Origin of the sequence: Sphingomonas sp. CFBP 13603 (assembly GCF_014892665.1) — a bacterium.
GTDB lineage: Bacteria > Pseudomonadota > Alphaproteobacteria > Sphingomonadales > Sphingomonadaceae > Sphingomonas.
Genome location: NZ_JADBIA010000006.1, coordinates 70571 through 92850 on the forward strand (window position 1 = coordinate 70571; position 22280 = coordinate 92850).

Sequence of the window (22280 nt, forward strand, 5' to 3'; positions counted from 1 at the left end):
CGATTTTCCTCTCGCATCACGACATTCGCGAGCAAATAGCCGGGCTTGAAAATCGGTTATTTGCACAGATGAACCAGCGTCCCAAGTTGGAGAGCGGGGGAAGAGGCGTGAGCGTCTGCTTGTGGGTCTTGATGCTTCAGATCATGGCTCATGAGCGACACACTGTAACCATAAGGTTGGTCGCCGGTGCCAAGCACCTAAATATTGGAGCTGCTTTCGGCTGGCCTGGTTTCGTACGTTAAGCCGCCCCCGAACTTGAACGCCCGATAAAAGTATATGGTACCTGAATCGATCGTGCGGGCCGGTCGCCGACCTGTTGATACAAGGGGTCGGCCAGGATATCGATGGCCACACTTGCAAGAAGGGCATTGGGTTGACGAATGGTCGTCAGTTGAGGCCACGCCATGCGAGAAATAGGCGCATCGTCGAAGCCCACGACGGACAGGGCCCCGGGTACGGCAATGTTCCTGCGCGCGGCGCTGACCAGAACACCCAGAGCCATCTCGTCGTTGGCGGCGAACACGGCGCTGGGACGATCGTTGGTCGACAGAATCGCGTCGCCGGCCGCCATACCCGACCTGAAGCTGAAGTCGCCGGCTTGAACCCAAGCTTCCCTGATGCCGATCCCCGCGCAACGCATCGCGTCGCAAAAGCCCGCCAGTCGTTTGCCAGCCGCATCGTGCGATACGATCCCCTGAACGAACGCAATGTCGCGATGCCCCAGCGTGATAAGGTGATCGGTCATATCGCGCGCGGCCTGGTAGTCGTCGATGTGAATCACCGCGGCCGATGAGCCGGTTCGTGATGAATTCAGTTTCACGACCGGGATGCCGCGGGAATCGAGCAGGTCGGTGAGATCGGACCAGTCGCAGATCGGCGGGGTTAGAATGACCCCGGCGAGCTGCAAGGCCTGCAACGTTCTTGATACCTCGTCGAGCGTCTCGGGCCCGTCGCGGTCGATCCTTTCGACGACGAGATGATAGCCGTGATGGCGGCAGCGGGCCATTGCGCCCAGTTGGACCTCTGCAGCGTACCCCGATGCCGGATCGTCGAAGAACAATCCGATGAGGTAGGACCGCGAACTCGACAGGCTGCGGGCGTAGGCGTTCGGGCGATAACCCAGTTCCGCGACGACACTCAGCACATGGTCCCGCACCGCTGGCCGAACATGTGCCTCCGCATTCATCACCCGCGAAACGGTCTTGGGCGACACGCCTGCAGCGCTCGCAACATCCTTGATGGTTACCGGCGGCATCATCGTGTTATCAATCCCATGTGCGATGCCGCCACCACGCGAACGCCGCGATGAACGTGTAGCAGATGCCAGGGAGCATGAATGACATCCTCAAGCCGACCGCGTCCGCGACAACGCCGGTCAGCAACGGGATGACGGCGCCCCCGACGACTACCATGCACAACAGCATCGAGGCATAGGTCGCGGTGGAATGATCGTCGGGCAGCGAAAGCGCGAAGATCGTCGGATACATGATCGCGTTGCACAGCCCGACTGCAAGCAGCGCCGTGGCAGCCACGGGCCCGTGCAGGCCGATCGCCGCCGCCACGAGCGCGACGGCGGCGATCGCGCAGCCGAGCAGCATCGTCGGCGCACCATAGCGGGTGAGGTAGCGGGCGCCTACCAGTCGGCCGACCAGCGCACCGGTCCAGTACAGACCTACAAGTTGCCCCGCCGCGACCGGCGAGACGTTCAGAATGTCGGGCATCGCCAGATATTCTACGAGTAGCGTGCCGATCGTAACCTCGGCGCCGACATAGGCGAACATCGCGCCGCCACCTGCCAGCAAGCGCCGGTTCGACAACACGCCGACGATGCCCGAAAGCGGGACGCGACGCGGCGCTGAGGACGCGCGCAGCAGATCGCGTTGGCAGATGAAGGCTGAGGCAAGCACAAGTGCTACCAGCGCGACCGCAAGGAATGGCAGAAAGACCCGTATGTGGTCTGCCAGTTCACCAAATCGTTGCCGACCCGTCCCGAGCAGCAGCGCGGATCCTGCCAGGGACGCCAGTACGGTACCAAGCGAGTTGAAGCCTTGCAGCAAGGTCAGTCGCGAGACGGCGCTGCGCGCCGGTTCGACAACCGGGACGACTATGTTGGCGGCGATCTGCAGGAAGGTGACGCCGCCGGCAATCGCGAGGAGCGCGAGTAGAACGGTCATGTACCCAAGCGACCCAAGCGAGGCAGCCAGCAGGCCGCAACCCAGCGCGATGACGACCAGCCCCGCCGCGATGCTTCGCATGTAGCCGAACTTCACCACCAGCACGGTGATCGGCACTGCGAAGAGGAGATAGCTTGAATGGAACGCGAACTGCACCAGCAGCGAGCGCGTGTGGTTCAGGCCTTCGATCATCCGCAACCGGGGCACCAGCAATCCGACAAGCGAGTTGAGGAATCCGCCGAGGAAATAGACGCCGATACAAAGCTGGAACAGCAGTGTCGCGCGCTGTTCGCCGGTAGTGGGCGCAAGGGGCATGCTGCTGGTGTTCACGCCTCATCCTAGCAAGGCGGGGCTGCTGCGCAATGTATGACGACGGCATCGTGCTTCGCATTGACATCGATGTCGGAGTTGGCGATCACGCTGCCAAGCCGCTCGGGAAAATGCGGCATGGGAGGATATCTACGATGAGCACGGGATTTCCGCGCATCGCCTGCGCGCTGCTGAGCGTCGCGCCAATGGCACTTTCGGCGCAGGCTCTGCCAGGGGTGGGGTCTGCAAAAGAATCAGCTCCCAAGGTGGCTGGCGGAACGGGCGCAAGGACGTCGGAAATCTGGCGTGACACGACGAGAACCGCGGCGGACCGGGCTGACGCTCTGGTAAGGGCGATGACCAGGGCCGAAAAGCTGCTGTACGTGCACGGCATATTTCCGCCGATGGCGAAGCCGATGACATCCGACATGATTCCGTCCGCCGGTTACGTGCCCGGAGTCCCCCGTCTGGGTATACCGACGTTGCGTGAGAGCGATGCGTCGCTGGGCGTTGCCAATCAGGTCGAGCAGCGCAAGGGCGATGTGGCCACTGCGCTTCCCGCAAGCCTTGCCACTGCCGCGAGTTTCGATCCCGCCATCGCCTATGCCGGTGGCGCGATGATTGGCAGCGAAGCGCGGGCGAAGACCTTCAACGTGTTGCTTGCGGGCGGCGTGAACCTGACGCGTGATGCCTGGAACGGGCGGAACTTCGAGTATCTCGGCGAAGATCCGCTGCTGACAGGCGTCATGGGCGCGGCGTCGATCCGGGGCGTCCAGTCGAACCATATCGTCTCGACGATCAAGCATTTCGTCCTGAACAGCCAAGAGACCGGGCGAGCCGTTCTCGACGCGCGGATCGATCCGACGGCACTACGGGAAAGCGACCTGCTGGCGTTCGAGATCGCGATTGTGGATGGGAAGCCGGGCTCGGTGATGTGCGCGTACAATCGCATCGACGGCGACTATGCTTGCGAGAACAAGTTCCTGTTGACCGACGTCCTGCGCAGGGAATGGAGATATCCCGGGTTCGTCATGTCCGACTGGGGTGCCGTACATTCCACGGAGAAGGCGGCCAACGCAGGGCTCGACCAGGAGTCAGGCCAGGAACTGGATGCCAAGGTCTATTTCGGCACGCCGCTTGCGAACGCTGTCGCTGCCGGGCGGGTCTCGACGGCGCGGCTCGACGACATGGTGCGCCACATCCTGACCGGGGTCATCGCCAGCGGTCTCTACGAAAATCCCACGCCCAAATCCGCACAGCCGATCGACTATGCCGCCAACGCCGAGATCGCACAGCGCACTGCCGAGGCAGGTATCGTTTTGCTCAAGAATGAGAATGGTCTTTTGCCGCTTGCCAAGACGGTACGATCGATCGTGGTCATCGGCGGTCATGCTGACGTCGGCGTGCTGTCCGGCGGCGGCTCGTCCCAGGTTCGCTCCGTCGGCGGCGTGCCGATCGAGATCCCGCTCAAAAGTGGCGCGGCAGCCTCGTTCGCCCGGATAACCTATCACTCGTCATCGCCGCTGCGGGCCATCAGGGCTCTGGCGCCGAACGCGCAGGTGACGTTCGTCGACGGCGCCGACCCGGTCGCCGCTGCCAAGGCGGCCCGCGCCGCCGACCTCGCGATCGTGTTTGCAACGCATTGGCAGACCGAAGCACAGGATGCGCCCTCCTTGTCGCTCCCCGATAATCAGGATGCGGTGATCGACGCAGTCGCCGCCGCCAATCGACGTACCATCGTCGTGCTGGAGACCGGTGGACCTGTACTCATGCCATGGGCTACGCGGGTGCCGGCGATCGTCGAAGCCTGGTATCCGGGCCAGCGTGGCGGTGAGGCGATCGCGCGCGTGTTGTTCGGCGAGGTCGATGCGTCGGGCCGGCTGCCGATCAGCTTCCCGCGGAACATCGAGCAACTCCCTCGCCCTCGGCCCGTGACTTCGCCGACCGGCGCGACCAGCAACGACGCCTCTGCCAATGCCGGTGCCGGAGATGCCAGCCTGCTTCCGGCCTATCCCGTCACCTATCAGGAGGGGGCGAACGTCGGGTATCGTTGGTATGCCTCACGCAAGGACACACCGCTGTTCCCCTTCGGCTTCGGGCTGAGCTACGCCAACACGAAGATCAGCAACCCACGGTTTTCGGGCGGGACCAATGCCAGCGTAACGTTCGCTGTCACCAATCAGACCGCACGTACCGGCACCGCCGTACCTCAACTCTACGCGACGTCGCCGGACGGTGGCGCGCCTCGGTTGGTCGGCTGGTCACGTCAAACGCTGGCGGCCGGCGAGACCAGGAACGTGACGATCACAGCCGATCCACGCGCGTTGGCACGGTGGGAGACCTCCGGCTGGCGCTTAAAGGGCGGCGCGTATGCGCTCAAACTCGCAACGGACGCTCAGACGACGATCGGCGCAGGGACGGTCATCCTGACTGACCGGCGCCTAGCGTCGGCCCGTGCTGCTTTTGACACACCTTGAAACAAATCCGCGCCTGCTGGACGTCGATGTCACGCTCTGATTGACATCGATGTCGGACGGCAGCACGGTTGAGTGATGCGGGGTTACACCGCCAGAATCATATACCGGTAGGGACATGCCGGTCAGGGAGGATGAGTATGAGGGGATCTATTCCGTCGGCGTTCGCGCGTTCGACGTCGGTGTTCGCGCTGGTGGCGGGGCTAACGATGCCCGGCTTGGCGAATGCGCAGGCCGCTCCAGATCAGACGCCGTCCGTTCAGGCTCAACAGGGCACGCCACAAGCCGATACGTCGCCAGGCGTTCCGCAGGTTGAGACCGGTGCGACCGCGACCAACGCGATGCCCGACCAGGCGCCAGGCGACGAGATCGTCGTGACCGGCGTTCGCGCCTCGCTCGAGCGGTCGATCGCGATCAAGCGCGACTCGTTCGGCGTCGTCGATGCGATCAGCGCCGAGGACATTGGCAAGTTCGCCAACACCAATCTCGCGGAATCGCTGCAGCGCATTACGGGCGTGTCGATCGATCGCCGTAATGGGGAAGGCTCGACCGTCACGGTTCGCGGCTTCGGCGCGCAGTACAATCTCGTCACGCTCAACGGCCGTCAGCTCGCGACATCGAACATCGTCGCGGTGGGCGGTGATCAGGGCGGCGACGGCGCGGGCGGCTTCGGTCGTTCGTTCGACTTCTCCAACCTCGCTTCCGAAGGCGTAAAGACGCTGGAGGTCTACAAGACCGGCCGTGCTGCTATACCCTCTGGTGGCATCGGCGCGGCCGTGAACGTCGTCAGCCGTCGTCCGCTTGATTCCAAGGACACGGGTCTGCTGGGCTCGCTCGGCGTCAAGGGCAGCTACGACAACAGCTCATCAGACTGTTTCGACTGCGGCGCGCGCGTGACGCCCGAAGTCTCGGGTACCGCCAGCTGGAGCGATCCCAACCAGCGCTTCGGCGTGTCGCTGTTCGGCAGCTACCAGAAGCGCAACTTCAGCTTCTCCAGCGTCGCGCCGGACAACTGGAACATCCGGTCGCTGACCGACTTCCTCAATCCCGGCAACGGCTTCGTCAACGGTCAGACGGTGATCAATAACCGTCCGACCAACGGCAACGTGCTGGTCTCCGTGCCGAACGACTCGCGCTATCACTTCTCCGAGGCGAGCCGCGAGCGCATCAACGGGTCGGGCGTCATCCAATTCCGTCCGACTGACACGCTGACCTTCACTGCAGATGGCCTCTATGCGCAGTTGCGCCAGTCGGAACGTCGCTCGACCCAGTCGAACTGGTTCAACCGCCCGTTCGGCGTGGTCACGTTCGACGACGCCAGCAACGGCATCGCGACGACGAGCTTCCTGTCCGAAACGATCAACGGCGTGAAGGACGAGGCGTTCGAGCAGGCGTATCGTGCGCAGAAGAACAAGCTGTACGACTTTGGCGGCAACATCGAATGGAAGCCGACCGACCGCTTCTCGCTCGCTATCGACGGCCACATCGGTCGCGCGGACAGCTCGCCTGACAATCCCAATGGTCAAACTTCGACCACAGTCGCCTTCAACGCGCCGGTCGTCGCCGCACATTCGCTTACACTCGGCAAGAATGGCTTCCCGCAGCAGACGATCGCGATCAATGACGGTTCGGCCAGCACGACGCCGACCGGCCAGTCCTTCATCAAGGGCAACGGCAACGGCGTGATCGATCTCGGCGACCTGTCGAGCGCTGTGCAGCGTCAGTTCGCATCCAACCAGACGCAGCGGGTCAAGGAACTTCGCGCGGACGCGGGATGGGCACTGAACGATCAGCTCCGCCTCGACGCTGGTGCTGACTACCGCACCACGAATACGCGTCAGACGCAGTATAACACGCGCCAGGTCCTGGGTGACTGGGGCAATTCGTTGCCGCCCGACATCGCGCGTCTCGCGCCCGGTCAGGTCTTCCAGTTCTGCAACGTGTGCAAGTTCGAGCACAACGATGGGAATCCGGACGCCAACACCCTGGTGGCATTCCGCACGCAGGACGCGACGAAGCTCTACAACACGCTGCACGACTATTATCTCGGCGTGACGAACGACGGTGTGAACCACGCCGACAACATCGACGCGAACGACGACAACCGCGTCCGCGAGAACATCTGGTCGGGCTATGTCCAGGGATCCTGGAACGGCAAGCTGTTCGATCACAACGCGCAGCTGGTTGCCGGCGTTCGGTACGAGAACACCAAGGTACGAGCGGTTTCGCTCCAGCCGGTGCCGACTGCGGTCGTGTGGACTGCCGACAACGACTTCTTCGTGTTGAACACCGCTGATCGGCAGACGCTGTCGTCGCGTGGCGGTTACAGCAACTGGCTGCCGTCGGTGGATGCCAAGTTCGAGGTCGTCGACAACCTCTTCGCCCGCGCCTCGTACAGCAAGACGATCTCGCGTGCAGGCTATGGCGACCTGTTCGCCTCGACCAACGTCGCCGGTCCCGGCCGCCCGACGGCGATCGGTGGCATTGCCACCGGCACTGCGCACAACACCGATCTCGATCCGCTGTCGTCGGACAACATCGACGTCTCGCTCGAATGGTATCCGCGCAAGGACGTGTTCTTGTCGGCGGGCTTCTTCAACAAGAAGGTCCACAACTTCATCGGCCAGACGGTGGTCAACCGCAATCTGTTCGGTCTGCGCGATCCCACCTCGGGCACCGCCGGGACGCGTTCGGGTACCGCGCGGGAGCAGCTCGCCGGTACGTTCAACGCCGACATCACCGACGTGAACCTGTTCACCTACACGGCGCTGCTGCAGCAGAATGCGGGCAACGTCGCGACGACGAACGCCCAGTTCGCGGAAAACTACAACACGCAGAGCCGCGCGTTGAACCAGGGGTTCGTCGATCAGATCCTCGGCCAGTACGATATCACCGCCAATGGGCAGGATCCGCTGTTCAACTTCGCGGTGAATACGCCCATCAACAACCAGGACGCGCACATCTACGGCGTCGAACTCGCCGGGCAGTATTTCCTCGGGGATACGGGCTTCGGCGTGGCAGCTAGCTACACGCTCGTACGCGGGAACATCGGCATCGACATCGCGGCTGATCCGAGCGTCAACACGTTCGCACTGGTCGGTCTGTCTGATACCGCCAACGCCACGCTGATCTACGACAAGAACGGTATCTCGGCGCGCATGTCGTACAACTGGCGCGACAAGTTCCTGAGCGGCATCAACCGCGGCGGCGATCGTAATCCGGTGTTCACCGCTCCCTATGGTCAGCTCGACCTGTCGGTGAACTTCGACCTCACCTCGCGTTTTGCACTCGGGTTCGAAGCGATCAACATCACCGAGGAGGGCGTGCGCTCCTACGGCCGCGACAAGAGCAACATCTGGTACCTGTCGGAAGGGTCCGCCCGGTATCTGGTCGGAGCGCGATACCGCTTCTGACCAAGCGGCGAGAAGGCCGCTGACGACAGCGGCCTTCCTCGTCTAGGATCATCTCATGGCGTCCTCGATACTTCTCAACAACATCGACCACCGCGACCTGCGTGTCGCGGTCGGTCATCACGCGCGCTACGGCGATGCAATCAACCAGACGCGCGTCTTCCCAGCCGAGTTCGAGGAACTGCAGCGCGACTATGCGATCCTGTTGCGGCGCGACGAGCACGGCGCCCTCTTCGCGACTGTTCTTTTAGGGCTCGATCCGGACGAGAACCTGTTTCTCGACGGCGAGCGGTGGGACGCGCGGTACGTGCCGGCGGCACGGGCGCGCGGTCCCTTCTCGATCGGCGTGGATGCCAATGGCGAGCCGATGATCCACGTCGACCCGAGCCATCCGCGCATCGTCGACAACGGCGAGCCGGTGTTCCGCGACCTAGGCGGGAACGCGCCGTTGCTCGATCACGTCTCGGCGATGCTGCAGCGAATCTATGTCGGTCTGGAGACCGAAAAGGCGATGTTCGAGGCGTTTGAGGTGGCCGGTCTGCTCGAACCCGCAACGCTGCACCTCGATCTTACCGATGGGCGGCGGTACGATATTCCTGAACGGTTCACCATCAATGCGGGGCGGCTTGCAGCGCTCGACGGCGATACCCTGGCACGGCTCCACCGCGACGACTTCTTGCGTCCGGCCTTTTGGATCGCCTCTTCGCTCGGCAACCTTCGACACCTGATCGATCGGAAGCTGCGGAAAGAGCTCCATGGCTGAGAAATTGCACGTATCGCGACGCGTACGCGAGATCGATCACTCCGGTGTCCTCGATCTGGAGGCATTGATAGCGACAGAAGAGCCGGTGATCCTGCGCGGGCTCGCCGCCGACTGGCCGCTGGTCCAGGCCGGACGCAGGTCGCCGCAAGAGGCTGCCGCCTATCTGCGCCGGTTCGACGCTGGCCGTCCCGTCACCGGCTATGTCGGCGATCCCGCGATCAGGGGACGCTTCCATTATGACGAGACTGCGACTGCGATGAACTTCGCCGCAAAGCGGATCGCTCTGGGCGAATTCCTCAATCATGTGCTCGGTCATCTTGGCGACGCCGGGGCACCCGCTTATTATATCGGCTCCACCGATCTCGACACCTATCTCCCCGGCTTCCGCGCCGAGAACGATCTGGTGCCGCACGGTGACGTCTTCGATCGCCACCCGCCGCTCGCCAGCATCTGGATTGGCAACCGCACGGTCGCGTCCGCACACCACGACATGTCGAACAACGCGGCTATCTGCGCAGTCGGACGGCGACGCTTCACGCTGTTCCCACCGGATCAGGTCGCCAACCTCTATCCCGGCCCGCTCTCGCCGACTCCCGGGGGGCAGGTGGTGAGCATGGTCGATTTCGCCGCGCCGGATCTCGATGCCTATCCACGCTTCGCTGCCGCTGTCGCCGCCGGATCGGTGGCGGATCTGGAGGCCGGCGACGTCCTCGTCTACCCGGCTTTGTGGTGGCACCATGTTGAGGCGCTCGACGACTTCAACGTGCTGGTGAACTATTGGTGGAACGCGGCGCCCGCCTTCATGGACACGCCGATGGATACGCTACTACACGCGCTGCTCAGTCTGCGTGACCGGCCAGCGCAGGAGAAGCGCGCGTGGCGCGTGATGTTCGATCATTACGTGTTCGGCGATGCGGAGGCGGTTGCGGCGCATCTGCCGCCACCGGCACGCGGACCGCTTGCGCCGCTTGACGAGCATGCTGCACGCCAGTTGCGCGCTTACCTGCTGCACAGGCTGAACCGATGAATGATACGTCTGAACCTCCACGTACCCGCGTCGTGGTCGCCGGCGGTGGCACGGCCGGATGGATCGCCGCCGCAGCGATCGTGCGGCAACTGGGATCGCTAGTCGATGTGACACTCGTCGAATCGGACGAGATCGGCACCGTCGGCGTCGGCGAGTCCACCATTCCGACAGCGCGCAGCTTTCACGCCTTTCTCGGCATCGACGAAGCGGCGTTCATGCGTGCCACGCAGGCGACCTTCAAGCTGGGCATCGCATTCGAGAATTGGCGCCAGGTCGGAGACCGATATTTCCATCCGTTCGGCAGCGTCGGCAGGTCGGTGGCGATCGCCGACTTCCAGCATTTCTGGCTGGAGGCACGCGCACGCGGGTTCGGTGGGGCGTACGGCGACTATTCGCTCGAACAGCAGGCAGCCGGCGCTGGCCTCTTCGGTCACGACGAGCAGCATTCGCTGGCCTATGCCTATCACCTCGACGCGACCGCCTATGCGCGGTTCCTGCGCATGCTGGCCGAACCCTGGGGCGTCCGCCGCGTCGAGGGATGCATCGAGCGGGTCGAGCGGGTCGAGCGTGACGGCGAGGGGGGCGATATTGCCGCGCTCGTCCTCGCCTCAGGCGAGCGGATCGCTGGCGACCTGTTCGTCGATTGCACCGGCTTCCGCGCACTGCTGACCGAAGGCACGCTTGAGACTGGATTCGAGGACTGGTCGGAATGGCTCACGACCGACCGGGCGCTCGCCGTGCAGACGGAGACGGTCGGGCCCCCCGTGCCGTACACGCGTGCGATTGCACACGGTGCCGGCTGGCGCTGGCAGATCCCGCTGCAGACGCGGACGGGCAACGGTCTCGTCTATTCCAGCGCGCACATGAGTGACGACGAGGCGCACGAAACGTTGATCGGTGCTTTGGATGGCCGCCCGCTGTTCGAGCCGCGACCGCTGCGCTTCCGTTCGGGAATGCGACGCCTGGCTTGGAACCGGAATTGTATCGCGCTGGGCCTGGCAGCGGGCTTCATCGAGCCCCTTGAGTCGACCAGCATCCATCTGATCATGAATGCGGTGATTCGCCTAATCCAGCTGTTCCCATTCCGTGGCGACGATCACGGTGCACTGGCCTCGCGCTTTAACGCGCAATCGCGACACGAGTGGGAGCATGTACGCGACCTCATCATCCTCCATTACCACGTCACCCAACGCGACGATTCGGCGTTCTGGCGGGAGTGCGCGCGCATGACTATTCCTGACAGCCTTGCTGAGCGGATCGCACTTTTCACGAAGAGCGCTGGCGCCTGGCAGGGACAGGACGACCTGTTCAGGATCGATTCCTGGGTCTCAGTCATGCTTGGGCAAGGCGTCGTGCCCCGCGCGCATCATCGCATCGCCAGCATCATCAAGGTACAGGAGTTGCGAACCTCCTTCGAAGATCTTTCCAGAGGAATAGCAAGTACGGTGCGGCTGCTACCGCGACATTGCGACTTCCTAGCCCGGTATTGCCCGGCTGACGGCTGATGCATTACGTAGCCGCTTGTTAGGACGGATATGTCAAATGAGGGAAATACCTTAATGTGAGGAGAAGGTGTTCTCTAGAAAGAGTGTTCCTATCCACAGGTCACTGATTTCTATCAGCCATCCGCGCTCCAGTTTCAAAAGGCGGCGCCGCACCCTCTCTCAAGATGAACGAGCGTCCCAAGTTGGAGAGCGAAAATGGACACCGGAATGTCCGGAAGTGGGTCATTTACTTACGATTGCACGTTGGCCGACGCGTTTAGCCACAATTGCAGAAGCGCGGCTATATTTGCCCGACAGGAAAATTACACTGCCGCCGATCAGCAGAAGGATGTCTACTCCCAAGCTGGCCGGCGTGACGAAATAAGCCGTAAGATGGCATGCGCCTAGTGTGATCATTGCTACTGCCAGCGCGAGACGTAAGCCGTGCGCGATCGCAGTCGCTGGAAAGCGCAGCGCCCCGGACCCTGACAACAGAACCACGGTTGCGACGAGCCAGGTCCATAATGCCGCCCCGCCAGTTGGCACGGCGATCGTTACGAGCGCGGCCAGCGCGAACGCGAGCGGTTGCCCCCAGGCGACCGACGCCCACAACCGTTCCCATTGCGGCACCGCGCGGCCCCGGTCGCGGCGGCGGGAAAGCCAGATGGTCACGCCGCTCGACGTGAGCACGCACAGTGCAAGGCCGAGTAGACCATAGATGATCCGCACCGGTAGCCCGCCATACCAGCCGAAATGCAGCTGACCGACACCGCCCAGGATCTTTGTCCCCGCGGCCAGATCGCGGGGGTGCCGATCCTTCAGCACGCGGCCCGCCGCGTCGAAGCTCGTGGTGTCTTGCGGGACGAGTAGCCGTAGGCGTTCGGAGGTGACCGTGATCCGTGCATCGGCGCGACCGGCGTTCTCGATGATCAATTGATGCGGCGCCGCCCCGGGTGCACGGCGTCGCGCCTCGGCGAGCAGGGCAGCGAGCGGCGGCAGTAGCGCGGGCGAGGCGTTCACGGCGGGCGGCGCGTCGATGAAGAGGCCGTACACTTTCGCCGTATCGCCACGGTACAGCAGCATGGCCAGCACCCCGACGATCAGGGTGCTGAGCCCCAGCAGTGCTCCGGTCAGCGCGATGACGACATGGAACGGAAGTGCCCATATGCCCAGCCGGTTGTGCAGGTCGGCCTCCTGCAACCGGCGCGAGCCGCCGCGGCGCAGGTGGAAGGCGTCCTTGAGTACACGCGGATGCGCAAGGATCCCGGACACCAAGGAAGACAACAGTGCCACGCCGGCCAACCCGACGATGAACTCGCCCCAATTACGCGGCAGGTGCAGCGCGATGTGGAGGTTCAAGACAAATTCGGAAAACGCGGTAGCCTTTTCGAGCAGTGCGCCCTGCGCATCGATCGACCATTCACGCTCGAATTTGGGTGAATACGCGGTGATCCCGGCGCCGGGTTCGTCAGCCGACGGCAGCGAGGCGTAGAGCGTCGTGCCCATCGGTACTTGCGCGCGCGCTGTGTCGAGCGCACGCATCATCGCCGTATCGTCGATCCGGGACACGACTGGCGTGGCCGGCTGCTCCCAGCGTTCCAGATCGTGGACGAACACCGTCAGCGTACCCGACAGGCACACAAGATAGATCACCGCCGCAAAGGCGAGTCCGAGGATACCGTGCCCGCTGAGTACCGCGCGCACCGTTGCAGGCGACAGCGGCCAGCGGTTCTTCACCTTCGACATGGTCATGCGAGGCCTCGCATTGCCGCCAGGGCGAAGCCGACGACCGTCGTTCCCACCAGCACCCCCAGTGCGCGCAGCAGACGCTGGTCGGCCAGCGTCCACGTCATCGCCAGCGCCCAGGCGACGGGCATCAGGAGGCCCCCGATGATGATCTGTGTCCGTGGATCACCCGGCGCCCAGGCGGCGTAGCAAAAGGCGACGCCCATTGCCGCGGTCATGCCAAGCGGACCGGCGAGCAGGAACTTCATCCACCCGCGCCACGCGCGCGACGGCCCCTCCAGCGGCTCCGGTGCCAAGCTGTCGCGCGATGCCCGCGCCGCACGTCGCACGCGGCCCTGTACGACGACGCCAAGCGCACCGATGCCGATCGCTGCAACCCCCACCGCTATACCCTTTACCGGCCCGATGCTCCACGCGGCGAGCAAGACGGTCGCGAGCAGCGTCACCCATCCGGCCGCAACCAGCACAGGGCGCTCGCGCGTGCGATCTGCCCACGCATGGCGCAGCAACACAGCGCCACCGGCGCCGCCCGCCATGCTGGCGAGCGCCACTGCCAACATCAGAAATGCACCTCCACACCGCCGCCGAACGTTTGCGGATCGCCGAGGATCGCACGGCTGCTGCTGGCGAAATCATACTGCTTGTAGTCTTCGTTCAGCAGGTTGCGCGCGAAGGCGAAGATCGTGACGTGATCCATCTCCCAGCCCAGTCGCGCATTGACGACTGTACGCCCGGACAATCGCCCCTGCACCTGCGTCACGCCGACATCGCTGAACACCGGCCCGCGGTAATTGGCGTTCAGGTTGCCGACGACAGGCCCCACGCGCGTGTTCACGCCGCCCGCGATCGTCCAGTGCGCGGCATAGGGAAATTCCGATCCGGCAAGGTCGACAGCGCTGGTCGAACCGTTCGGCAGCGTGAAATCGTCGAATTTGGTACGGACATGGCCAACGGACACATAGGCGTCGACCGCGCGGCTGATCTGCCCCTGCGCCTCCACCTCAAACCCGTAGAGGTGCGACTTGCCCGCATTGACGGTATTGTAGTCGAATTCGTTCAGGCCGAAAAAGGCGTTCGTCTGCTGATTCTTCCAGTCGATGTAGAAGACGTTGGCATTCAGTGTCAGCTTGCCATCAAGCCAGCGCGATCGCAGCGAGCCTTCGTAGTTCCAACTATATTCGGGGTCATACGCCACCAGCAGCGCGCGCGCCGGGTTTTGGCTCGATCCGCCCGAGCGGTAGGCGCGCTGCACGGTGAAGGCGGTGCTGACATCGCGTGTCCATGCCATGTTGAGCCCTGCCTTGGGCAGGAAGGCATCGAAGCTGCGTGCATTGCTCGCCCGCGCCGAATTGGCGTTGCCCACCAGACCAAGCACGCCTTGATTGACCGCAGAGACGGCGAGGAACAGCGGAGTTCCCGGTGCGCCGAACGCGGTGGGGCTGGGCAGAGTGCCGGTGAAGGTCGCTACCGTCTCCGCAGTATAGCGGTTGGTCTCGTGATCGTAGCGGAAGCCGCCAATCAGCGAGAGCCGGTCGGTCAGCTTGTAGCGCGCATCCCCGAACAACGCGGCTGTGCGCACGCGCTGTGGAAAATCCGCAGCATACGCCACCGGGATGACCGGCAGCGCCACGGTGTAGAGGTTGGCGATCTGCGTCGCGGCGGCTGCAGGGAAACCACCGCCCTGCAACAGTGCAGCGATCGTGCCCGTCGGCGTGTTGATGTTGAGCCGGTTCGCCGCGACAAGTCCGCCGGAGCGGCTGTAGGCCCAGGCGCCAAGCACGCCGCTCAACCGGTCGCCTTCGTAATTGAGCCGCAGTTCCTGCGTCCACGTGCGGAAGTCGTTGGTGTTATCGACCACCTGCAGGTCTGCCGCCGTCCCGTCGGTATCGATCACCGCGCGGGTATGAGTCTTGTTGAACGAGGTGATGCTGGAGAGCCGAAGCCGAGGCGTGATCTCGTAGCCGGCGTTGAGTACGGCGATGTCGGTCTTGATATGCCCGCGGCTTGGCGCGTCGCCGGTCGAGACGCGATTGTTGTAGAAATCGGGCACGTCGGTGCGGCTGTATTCGTAGAGGTAGCCGCCATCGCGCCGGACGCGATTGTAGCTTGCCTGAACGTCCAGCCCAGGCAGTGCGTGCGGCGTCCATTTGAGTTTGCCGCGTAAGTTCAGAGATTCTAGCGCATCGTCATAGCCGCCGCGGGTGACGTTGCGGATCAGCCCGCGATCGTTGCGGCGCTCCGCCGAGATGCGCACGCCGAGTTCGTCCTTCACCAGCGGGCCGCCGACTGCGGCCGAGAAGGTGCGGTCGTTGAACTCGCTCCATAGCAGGCGCGCATCGGCGCTGTAGTCGGTGGTCGAGGCGTCGCGGGTCTTCACCACGATCGCCCCGGCGAGCGCGTTGAGCCCCTGGATCGTCGATTGCGGGCCGCGCAGGATCTCGACCTGCGCCACGTCCCATAAATCTGTAGGGCCACCGAACAGCGCCTCGCGCGGGATCGGCGCTCCGTCGACATACACGGTCGCGGTATCAGCACTGCCTCCGGCGCCGACCCCCTGGTTGCTGATCCCGCGGATGGTAAATCCCGCCGCGCCATACGTCTCTGCGACGTTGGCAGTGCGGCTGTAGATATCCTGGATCGTCAGTATATTTTCCTGCCGGATCCGCTCCGGCGTTGTGACCGCTACGCTGGTCGGCGTATCCTGCAACGTGCGGTTCGACTTTTCACCGGTGACAATGATGTCGTCGCCTTGCGGCTCGTCCGTTGCCTGCTGAGCGCTCGCGGAACTCGCCCAACATATTGCGCACGCGAGCGCCGAGATATGAATAATACGCATTGTGTCCCCCACGATCGACGCACTTGACGGAGGGGCTAACGCGAGTCAATCGCATTATCGTTCAGCAGGTCTTCGCCGGCTGGCGGATCGGCGTGGCACACTGGGGTGACCGCTGAATGAGGTCGCACTCTGGGCGTTCGATCCGCCGGATTCCACGTAGCCGGGTGGCGTCGTAATGCCGGCAATACAGCCAACGTGGGTCATCTGAAGATACACGTAAGATGAACCTGGCGGTTGACGGAGGCGCGCTGTCTTAGTCGATTTCGCACGAAGCTGAACGAACGTCCGAAGCTGGAAAGCGTCTCCGACCGTCGCAGCGTCCACTTGTGGGTCGACCTTCCCCTCCGATTCCTCCACGTTCGTCGGCGCAGTGAAGAATTTAGTTTTAGCCGAGCCGACCCTCCCATATAGAAGTCCACTCGTTGATGCCGAGGTGGCTCGGTTTGAGGATCGTAGAACAATGCGTGCAGGAACGTTTGTTCGCCGGCTGGATGTTGGGGCAACCTCTTCCTTCATCGCGATGGGTCTTGGAATAATCGCGGTCGCGCCGACCGAGGCCGCTGTACAGTTAGTCGAGCCGTCTCCAGCGGCAATGCTGAGGCTTGATGCATTTGCGCAGTGCTTGGCAAAAACATATCCGGTTGAAATGCACAAGTTCCTGGCGGCGCCGCAATCGACCGAGACGGCGCGTGCGTTCCGCACCTTCATAGCAGCACGTCGGGCCTGTCCTTACACAGCTCCTGGCCCTGACAACTTCGTCTATTACACCGGTGCCGCTGCGCGCTTTTACCTACGACAGGCCCGTTTTCAACTTATGGGTCGAAACATTGCACGTTCTGTCAATTCGACGGGGTATATCTGTATCATGCAAAAGGCACCAAGGATGGTTGACCGCATTCTTGCTTCGACCCCGGGGACCGCTAGCTACGAGCAAGCTTTCCACGATGTCCAGCCGATCGTCGATCTGTGCATTGCCGATCCCCAAGCGCGCCCGACGCGTTATCTAGCGGGCGCGGGGCTTTCAGTCTTTACCTATCGCTTCGCTGGCCTTCGATAATCTGAGGCGTAAGCCGGACCTGAACGAACGTCCGTTTGTGGGCACCGCAATTTTGCGCTCGGATGTCCGCTCATGGGTCACAGGTCCCCAGTTGGTAAAGCCGGCCCAAGCAGAAATCTGTTCACTCCTCGAGGGTTGAGCGACAAAGCAGAGCCTCGGCTGCCGTGTCAGCGACGGCAAGCAGTCTTGGTTCGTCCCATCCCTCTCGCGCTGCAGCCGATAGGCCGAGCATTGTCGTAGCAACGTAATCTGCGACACGTCCGGAAGCTTTAATTCCCGCATCGTCTAGAAATTCCGTCACCCTACTGCGGTTTTCTCCCGCAATTTGTTTGGCTGCGATGCCCCAATCCGTTGTGCCCGCTTTTGCGTGTTCAAGGATCAGGCAACCACGCCGCTGCGGACTATTGGTATAAGCGTGCGCCGCAGCTCGCAGCATGTCGCCAAGCGCCGCCATCGGCGCTGCACCCGGTGTGAGGAAGCGGTCCAGCGGCACCACGGTGGCCGAGTAGAGCCTTAGGCTCTCTTTAAAGAATGCGGCCTTGCTGCCGAACGCTGCATAAAAGCTCGGCAGGGAAATCCCGATCGCCTCGGTCAGCACGGCCACGCTGACTTTCTCATAGCCGTGCTCATGAAACAGATGCTGCCCGGCTTCGATCGCAGCCTCAAGCGCGAACCCACGGGGGCGCCCCCGTTGTCGCTTATTTATATAAACGTCCATTACAGAATTCACTTGCCTCTGAAAGTCGCATTTATATAGCGGTCATTAACGGAAATAGCGATGCCTCAGAACCGTCACGGTGCAGAGGCGGGCATTACATCGACGAACAAGGACACCCATGCCGCCCTCCTCCAACAAAATTGGCGTTCAAGCGGGCTCAGCGGCGCGCGCCGCACTCCCGATCGCGGCCCTTGCCGGCCTCGCCGCCAGTGGCTTCCTGTGCATCGTTACCGAGACGCTGCCCGCTGGCCTACTCCCGCAGATCGCATCCGGCCTGCGAATCTCCGAGGCGATCGCGGGACAACTCGTTGCCGTCTATGCGCTTGGGTCCTTGCTCGCAGCTATCCCGCTCACGAGCCTGACCCAAGGCCTTCGCAGACGACCGGTACTGCTTGCCACCATCATCTGCTTCGTTGTGGGCAACACGCTGACCGCTTGGGCCGGATCGATCACGGTCGTGCTGGTCGCGCGGTTCGTCGCCGGGTGCGCGGCGGGTCTCGCCTGGGGGATCCTTGCGGGTTACGCGCGTAGCATTGTGCGTGCCGATCAGACCGGCCCGGCAATGGCCCTCGCCATGGTCGGCGTGCCGCTGGCGCTTTCAGTCGGTGTTCCCATAGGCACCTTCCTAGGCGGTTTGGTTGGGTGGCGCGGATCGTTCCTGATCCTCTCGGCACTGAGTGTCGTGCTGATCGGCTGGATTATCTTCAAGGTGCCCGATGCTCCCGGGCGGACGGGTGACGATCGTCCTTCTCTGCGCCGCGTCGTCGCGACACCGGGTATCATACCGATCCTGCTCGTCATCCTTGCATGGATGACGGGCCACAACATCCTCTATACCTACATCGCGCCGTTCGCGACCGCTGCGTCCGCGCGGGTCGATCTCGTCCTGCTGGCGTTCGGCATCAGTTCGCTCGTCGGCATCTGGATCGTCGGGCGACTGGTCGATCGGATGCTGCGCATGTTGGTATTGCTCGCGATCGGATCGTTTGCGGCCATTGCAGTTCTTCTGACGTTTGCCGGTGGGCAAGGCCTTGCCGTCTATGCGGCAGCCATCGTCTGGGGCCTTGGCTTCGGTGGTGTCGGGGCGATGATGCAGACGGCGTCGGCGGACGCAGCAGGGGACGGCGTAGATCTGGCGCAGGCGATGGTGACCACGGCCTGGAACCTGGCGATCGCGGTCGGCGGGGCGCTGGGCGGGGTGCTCCTTACAACGGGGGGGACCACGCTGCTGCCGCCCGCTGTCGTCGCGCTGACCCTGATCGCTTTCCTTATCGTGTTGGCCGCACGCCGTTTCGCCTTTCCACCGGGTCACCGCTCAATGCCGGCCAGCTAACTTTAAAATACTCCCAGAATGCCGTTCCCATTGAGAACGCCGGCCCGACATCGAGTTGGAATTGGTTCAGCACTCCTTAGCCACCAACATGAATGGACGGCAGAAGTTGGGCGGTGGTAAAGGGGCCGCGAACGGCCGTTTCTGGGTCTTCCTGGGTTAGACCTAGGCGGGTGGGCACGGTCCGTACAAAGTATCGATTTGGGCGGCGTTTTGCTTGAGCGACCCGAGTTTTGCCTTCGCGCGCAAAGCGTCAGTGACCGCATTAGTGTTCGCCAGTGGTAGCGGCACGCGGTTGCCGCGGTTGCAGGACCATTGTGTACCGTATCGCTGTTTACCGGAGAGCTTGAGCTCGACGCGGTCCGTTAACATCGCAAAGTTGCGCGGATCAATCTCGTCTTCAGAGGCCAGCGGTGCCATGAGGCGCAAGGCAGTCAGCTGGAAGGCTGGATTGGCATCCGCGTGTTGGACAAGTAGCCAAGCCGCGCTGGATGCAGCGTCACCTACTTTTGAACGCGTTGGCCAGCCTTCATGAGCCACCTTGGTCGAAAGCCATGCCGTATTACCTTGATCGCGGTCGTCTAGGGCACGCAGAAGAATGCCTTCGTACACGATCCGTTCGAGCGACGAATAAGCTGCAGTTTGCCCCTCATGACGCTGGCTTTCGACCCATGCGAAACGCAAGGTCTGCTCGCCAAGTGGTCGGGTGCGCAGTTGCTCGGCATAGTTGCCTTGATCGATCACCTGCTGCTCTTGAAGCGCAGTCGCACGAATAATGCCGAGTGCATATGGCCGGACGCGATCGAGCGCAGCGGAAAACGCTGACCATGTCACATCCGCTGGTATTGGGAGCTGTACGAACTGACGGCACGGTGCAGGCCGCGTATAGACGTCCTTACCAGGATAAAAACTTTGGCCCATCGTGGCCAGCAGGCCTTTCATCGCCGTACGCGACTGGTTCTCACACTTTTCATTCCACTCCAAAGCAGCGATGAATACCTGCTTGTCCACAGCTGTCGCATCAGCAAACCGCCCGCGTAACCATCGGTAGTCGCCGGGTTCGACGATGTCGTTGTGCAAGAAAGAGGTGAGGGCGGTTGGGACACCGGGGACACTCTGCGGCTGAGTCCCCGCACTGGCGGAAGCCGATCCGAGGAGTATGGCACTCAAACCCAGTTGGAATGCCCGCACCGATATTCTCCGTCAGCATCAACTGATTGATGCGACGGGCCGCTTGAAAAGACAACAGCGGCAATGATGTTCGATCTCAGCTCCGGCGTGCCCTTGGAAGGTAGCTCCGCTGGGTTCTCCGACTTATACCATCCAGCTAGCGGATCCCTTTCGAAACCGGTCTTTGACCGATTAACGAATGATCCAATCTGAAAAGCTTAAACAAGGCTGCGGATTTCTGGAATTGGGGCTCGCACTCCAAGCCGTGGCCGTGCGCATGTAGCAATTCCCTGTCTTAAGCGATTGAGCGAAGTCTCGGGGCAGTTGAAAGACGCAACCGCTTCCCGGCGCGTGAGCGGTTGCATCTCATGAGGTAAGCTTGTCGGTCTGCCACTTGTATGATCAGGGGAGGGGTGTGCTCGGCGGCGCGATGAACCCTCCGGCCATTCTTCCATTCGCGTCTAGGAAAGCAGACATCAATACTCCACCGTTGGCGAAGACCAAATTGTAGACGTCGTCTCCCATTCTGCCCTTTCCTTTGTAAGTGACCGACCTCAACTCGCCCATGGATTTGAACATAGGTTGTGACATCGGCATATCGCTCCGCACCAGATCACCGAATTTGGGGGCAAGTTTGTCGTAATCTGGCGAGCCACTCGCCAGGCCAGCAACAAGGTGCCTCACTGCAGCCTCAGTGCCAGGTGATGGCATCTCTGCAGAAGGGAGGCGGTTGCCTGGTTGCATTATGCCGCCCGCCATTCTGCCCTCGGGATCAAGCGCGGCCGACATCAGCACCTGACCGTTGGTGAAGACGAGGTTGTAGATGTCATCATTCTTCATGCCGCGTGAGCGAAACGTCACAGATCTCAGCTCGCCGAGGGCCTTGAACATGGGGTGTGTCATGGGGAGATCGCGTTGAACGACCTTAGCGAACCCAGGCGAAAGTTTTCCGTAATCGGGTGAGCCGCTCGCGAGGCCGGCGACAAGCTGCCGCAGCATAGCTTCGGTGCCTGCGCTTGGTGCTGCGTTCGCTGATGTTGCTAGCGCCGCATCGGCAACGGCTGGTGGAATTGCATGTTGGCCGCCAGTGCCAGGGGCCTGGAGCCAGAGGATAAGGGCGGCTGCCGCGACTAAAATCATAAGGAACGCTCCTGAAATCACGTAGATGGAGGGTCGCCGCTCACCTCGCGTGGTCAACAGGTGCGGAATGGCGGCAGCGACATCCTCAACGATCGCGTTGGTTCCCGAAAGTCCGGACGTTTGGGGTACTAGTCGATTGACCTCTTCGGCTGCTTCCACCAGCTTTGCCGCCTCAAGCGAGGACGTCACGCCCAGTTTGGCACGCGCCATCTTAAGGCGCTTTTCGACAGCGTGAGGAGAGACGCCAAGATCCAGCGCCATCTCCTTGGCCGTCTGATGACCCAGACAACGCTTCAAGCATTCCCGCTCACCTATCGTAAGGCGCAGGATCGCGGCCTGCATGCTGTCGTCTATCTCGTCTGTCTTCATGCCGGCCATGGTAGCGCTTAAGGAGAAAGTACCAACTATGGCGTCTGGTACCGCTCTAGTACTCTGATTGGGTACCAACCCGTTCCGGCGGCGTTCCGAGTCCGCATTTTGGCGAGATCGATTAGCCGATCGGCATTCGAGAGCCGAGGATAGGTCGGTGTCGTGCTGCAAACCAACCGTTCCGATAAACCTGGGCAGTCATAGTTCTCCGTGTTGATAAGCGGAGCCTAAGGTACGTAACTTGACACGTAACCTGTTACCGAACATTCTTTG

General features: G+C 62.4%; 15 protein-coding genes. 7 read left to right on the top strand and 8 right to left on the bottom strand.

Features of this window, described 5'->3' with window-relative positions:
- Window positions 1-238: 238 nt before the first annotated feature.
- The gene (locus tag IFR23_RS11275; RefSeq protein WP_342344939.1) at window positions 239-1258 is read right to left on the bottom strand and encodes a LacI family DNA-binding transcriptional regulator; all 1020 of its coding nucleotides are present in this window, start codon (window positions 1256-1258) and stop codon (window positions 239-241) included.
- Window positions 1259-1265: 7 nt separating this feature from the next.
- Window positions 1266-2504, bottom strand: a complete 1239-nt coding sequence (locus tag IFR23_RS11280) for an MFS transporter (RefSeq protein ID WP_342344940.1) — start codon at window positions 2502-2504, stop codon at window positions 1266-1268.
- A 185-nt stretch (window positions 2505-2689) separates the two neighbouring features.
- On the opposite strand from IFR23_RS11280, the gene IFR23_RS11285 reads away from it, so the two are divergent.
- From IFR23_RS11285 to IFR23_RS11305, 5 genes are all read left to right on the top strand, one after another.
- On the top strand, window positions 2690-4960 hold the full coding sequence (locus IFR23_RS11285) for a beta-glucosidase family protein (protein ID WP_192976118.1): 2271 nt from the start codon (window positions 2690-2692) through the stop codon (window positions 4958-4960).
- A gap of 137 nt (window positions 4961-5097) precedes the next feature.
- Entirely contained in the window at window positions 5098-8370 is a 3273-nt protein-coding gene (locus IFR23_RS11290; RefSeq protein WP_192975992.1) for a TonB-dependent receptor, read from the top strand.
- Between the two features lie 55 nt (window positions 8371-8425).
- Complete coding sequence (locus tag IFR23_RS11295) at window positions 8426-9130, top strand: SapC family protein (RefSeq protein WP_192975993.1); 705 nt, start codon at window positions 8426-8428, stop codon at window positions 9128-9130.
- Window positions 9123-10157: a cupin-like domain-containing protein gene (locus IFR23_RS11300; protein ID WP_192975994.1), complete on the top strand. Its 1035-nt coding sequence runs from the start codon at window positions 9123-9125 to the stop codon at window positions 10155-10157. The genes IFR23_RS11295 and IFR23_RS11300 overlap by 8 nt, the downstream gene beginning before the upstream one ends.
- Window positions 10154-11662 carry a tryptophan halogenase family protein gene (locus tag IFR23_RS11305; RefSeq protein ID WP_192975995.1) on the top strand — a complete coding sequence of 503 codons (1509 nt, stop codon included), beginning with the start codon at window positions 10154-10156 and terminating at the stop codon, window positions 11660-11662. The genes IFR23_RS11300 and IFR23_RS11305 overlap by 4 nt, the downstream gene beginning before the upstream one ends.
- 222 nt (window positions 11663-11884) lie before the next feature.
- Here IFR23_RS11305 and IFR23_RS11310 read toward each other — a convergent pair whose 3' ends face one another.
- Genes IFR23_RS11310 through IFR23_RS11320 form a run of 3 tightly spaced genes read right to left on the bottom strand, consistent with a single transcriptional unit; the run spans window position 11885 to window position 16223 of the window.
- The gene (locus tag IFR23_RS11310) at window positions 11885-13393 is read right to left on the bottom strand and encodes a PepSY-associated TM helix domain-containing protein (RefSeq protein ID WP_192975996.1); all 1509 of its coding nucleotides are present in this window, start codon (window positions 13391-13393) and stop codon (window positions 11885-11887) included.
- On the bottom strand, window positions 13390-13947 hold the full coding sequence (locus tag IFR23_RS11315; protein WP_192975997.1) for a hypothetical protein: 558 nt from the start codon (window positions 13945-13947) through the stop codon (window positions 13390-13392). Before IFR23_RS11315 ends, IFR23_RS11310 begins: the two co-directional genes overlap by 4 nt.
- A complete protein-coding gene (locus IFR23_RS11320; RefSeq protein ID WP_192975998.1) occupies window positions 13947-16223 on the bottom strand; it encodes a TonB-dependent receptor in 2277 nt (758 codons plus the stop codon). The genes IFR23_RS11315 and IFR23_RS11320 overlap by 1 nt, the downstream gene beginning before the upstream one ends.
- A 460-nt stretch (window positions 16224-16683) precedes the next feature.
- Between IFR23_RS11320 and IFR23_RS11325 the strand changes: the two genes are divergently transcribed.
- On the top strand, window positions 16684-17280 hold the full coding sequence (locus tag IFR23_RS11325; protein ID WP_192975999.1) for a hypothetical protein: 597 nt from the start codon (window positions 16684-16686) through the stop codon (window positions 17278-17280).
- Window positions 17281-17401: 121 nt separating this feature from the next.
- Here IFR23_RS11325 and IFR23_RS11330 read toward each other — a convergent pair whose 3' ends face one another.
- Window positions 17402-17998: a TetR/AcrR family transcriptional regulator gene (locus IFR23_RS11330; RefSeq protein ID WP_192239495.1), complete on the bottom strand. Its 597-nt coding sequence runs from the start codon at window positions 17996-17998 to the stop codon at window positions 17402-17404.
- A 79-nt stretch (window positions 17999-18077) separates the two neighbouring features.
- Here IFR23_RS11330 and IFR23_RS11335 point away from each other — a divergent pair, with 79 nt between their 5' ends.
- On the top strand, window positions 18078-19331 hold the full coding sequence (locus IFR23_RS11335) for an MFS transporter (protein ID WP_342344941.1): 1254 nt from the start codon (window positions 18078-18080) through the stop codon (window positions 19329-19331).
- 162 nt (window positions 19332-19493) lie between these two features.
- Here IFR23_RS11335 and IFR23_RS11340 read toward each other — a convergent pair whose 3' ends face one another.
- Window positions 19494-20408: a DUF6624 domain-containing protein gene (locus IFR23_RS11340; protein WP_192976000.1), complete on the bottom strand. Its 915-nt coding sequence runs from the start codon at window positions 20406-20408 to the stop codon at window positions 19494-19496.
- A gap of 492 nt (window positions 20409-20900) precedes the next feature.
- Window positions 20901-22016 carry a helix-turn-helix transcriptional regulator gene (locus IFR23_RS11345; protein WP_192976001.1) on the bottom strand — a complete coding sequence of 372 codons (1116 nt, stop codon included), beginning with the start codon at window positions 22014-22016 and terminating at the stop codon, window positions 20901-20903.
- Window positions 22017-22280 lie beyond the last annotated feature (264 nt).

Coding starts and splice junctions, on each gene's coding strand:
- IFR23_RS11315 (WP_192975997.1), bottom strand. CDS start 13,947: ATGTTGGCAGTGGCGCTCGCCAGCATGGCGGGCGGCGCCGGTGGCGCT.
- IFR23_RS11300 (WP_192975994.1), top strand. CDS start 9,123: ATGGCTGAGAAATTGCACGTATCGCGACGCGTACGCGAGATCGATCAC.
- IFR23_RS11275 (WP_342344939.1), bottom strand. CDS start 1,258: ATGATGCCGCCGGTAACCATCAAGGATGTTGCGAGCGCTGCAGGCGTG.
- IFR23_RS11330 (WP_192239495.1), bottom strand. CDS start 17,998: ATGGACGTTTATATAAATAAGCGACAACGGGGGCGCCCCCGTGGGTTC.
- IFR23_RS11285 (WP_192976118.1), top strand. CDS start 2,690: ATGGCACTTTCGGCGCAGGCTCTGCCAGGGGTGGGGTCTGCAAAAGAA.
- IFR23_RS11320 (WP_192975998.1), bottom strand. CDS start 16,223: ATGCGTATTATTCATATCTCGGCGCTCGCGTGCGCAATATGTTGGGCG.
- IFR23_RS11345 (WP_192976001.1), bottom strand. CDS start 22,016: ATGGCCGGCATGAAGACAGACGAGATAGACGACAGCATGCAGGCCGCG.
- IFR23_RS11290 (WP_192975992.1), top strand. CDS start 5,098: ATGAGGGGATCTATTCCGTCGGCGTTCGCGCGTTCGACGTCGGTGTTC.
- IFR23_RS11295 (WP_192975993.1), top strand. CDS start 8,426: ATGGCGTCCTCGATACTTCTCAACAACATCGACCACCGCGACCTGCGT.
- IFR23_RS11310 (WP_192975996.1), bottom strand. CDS start 13,393: ATGACCATGTCGAAGGTGAAGAACCGCTGGCCGCTGTCGCCTGCAACG.
- IFR23_RS11305 (WP_192975995.1), top strand. CDS start 10,154: ATGAATGATACGTCTGAACCTCCACGTACCCGCGTCGTGGTCGCCGGC.
- IFR23_RS11325 (WP_192975999.1), top strand. CDS start 16,684: ATGCGTGCAGGAACGTTTGTTCGCCGGCTGGATGTTGGGGCAACCTCT.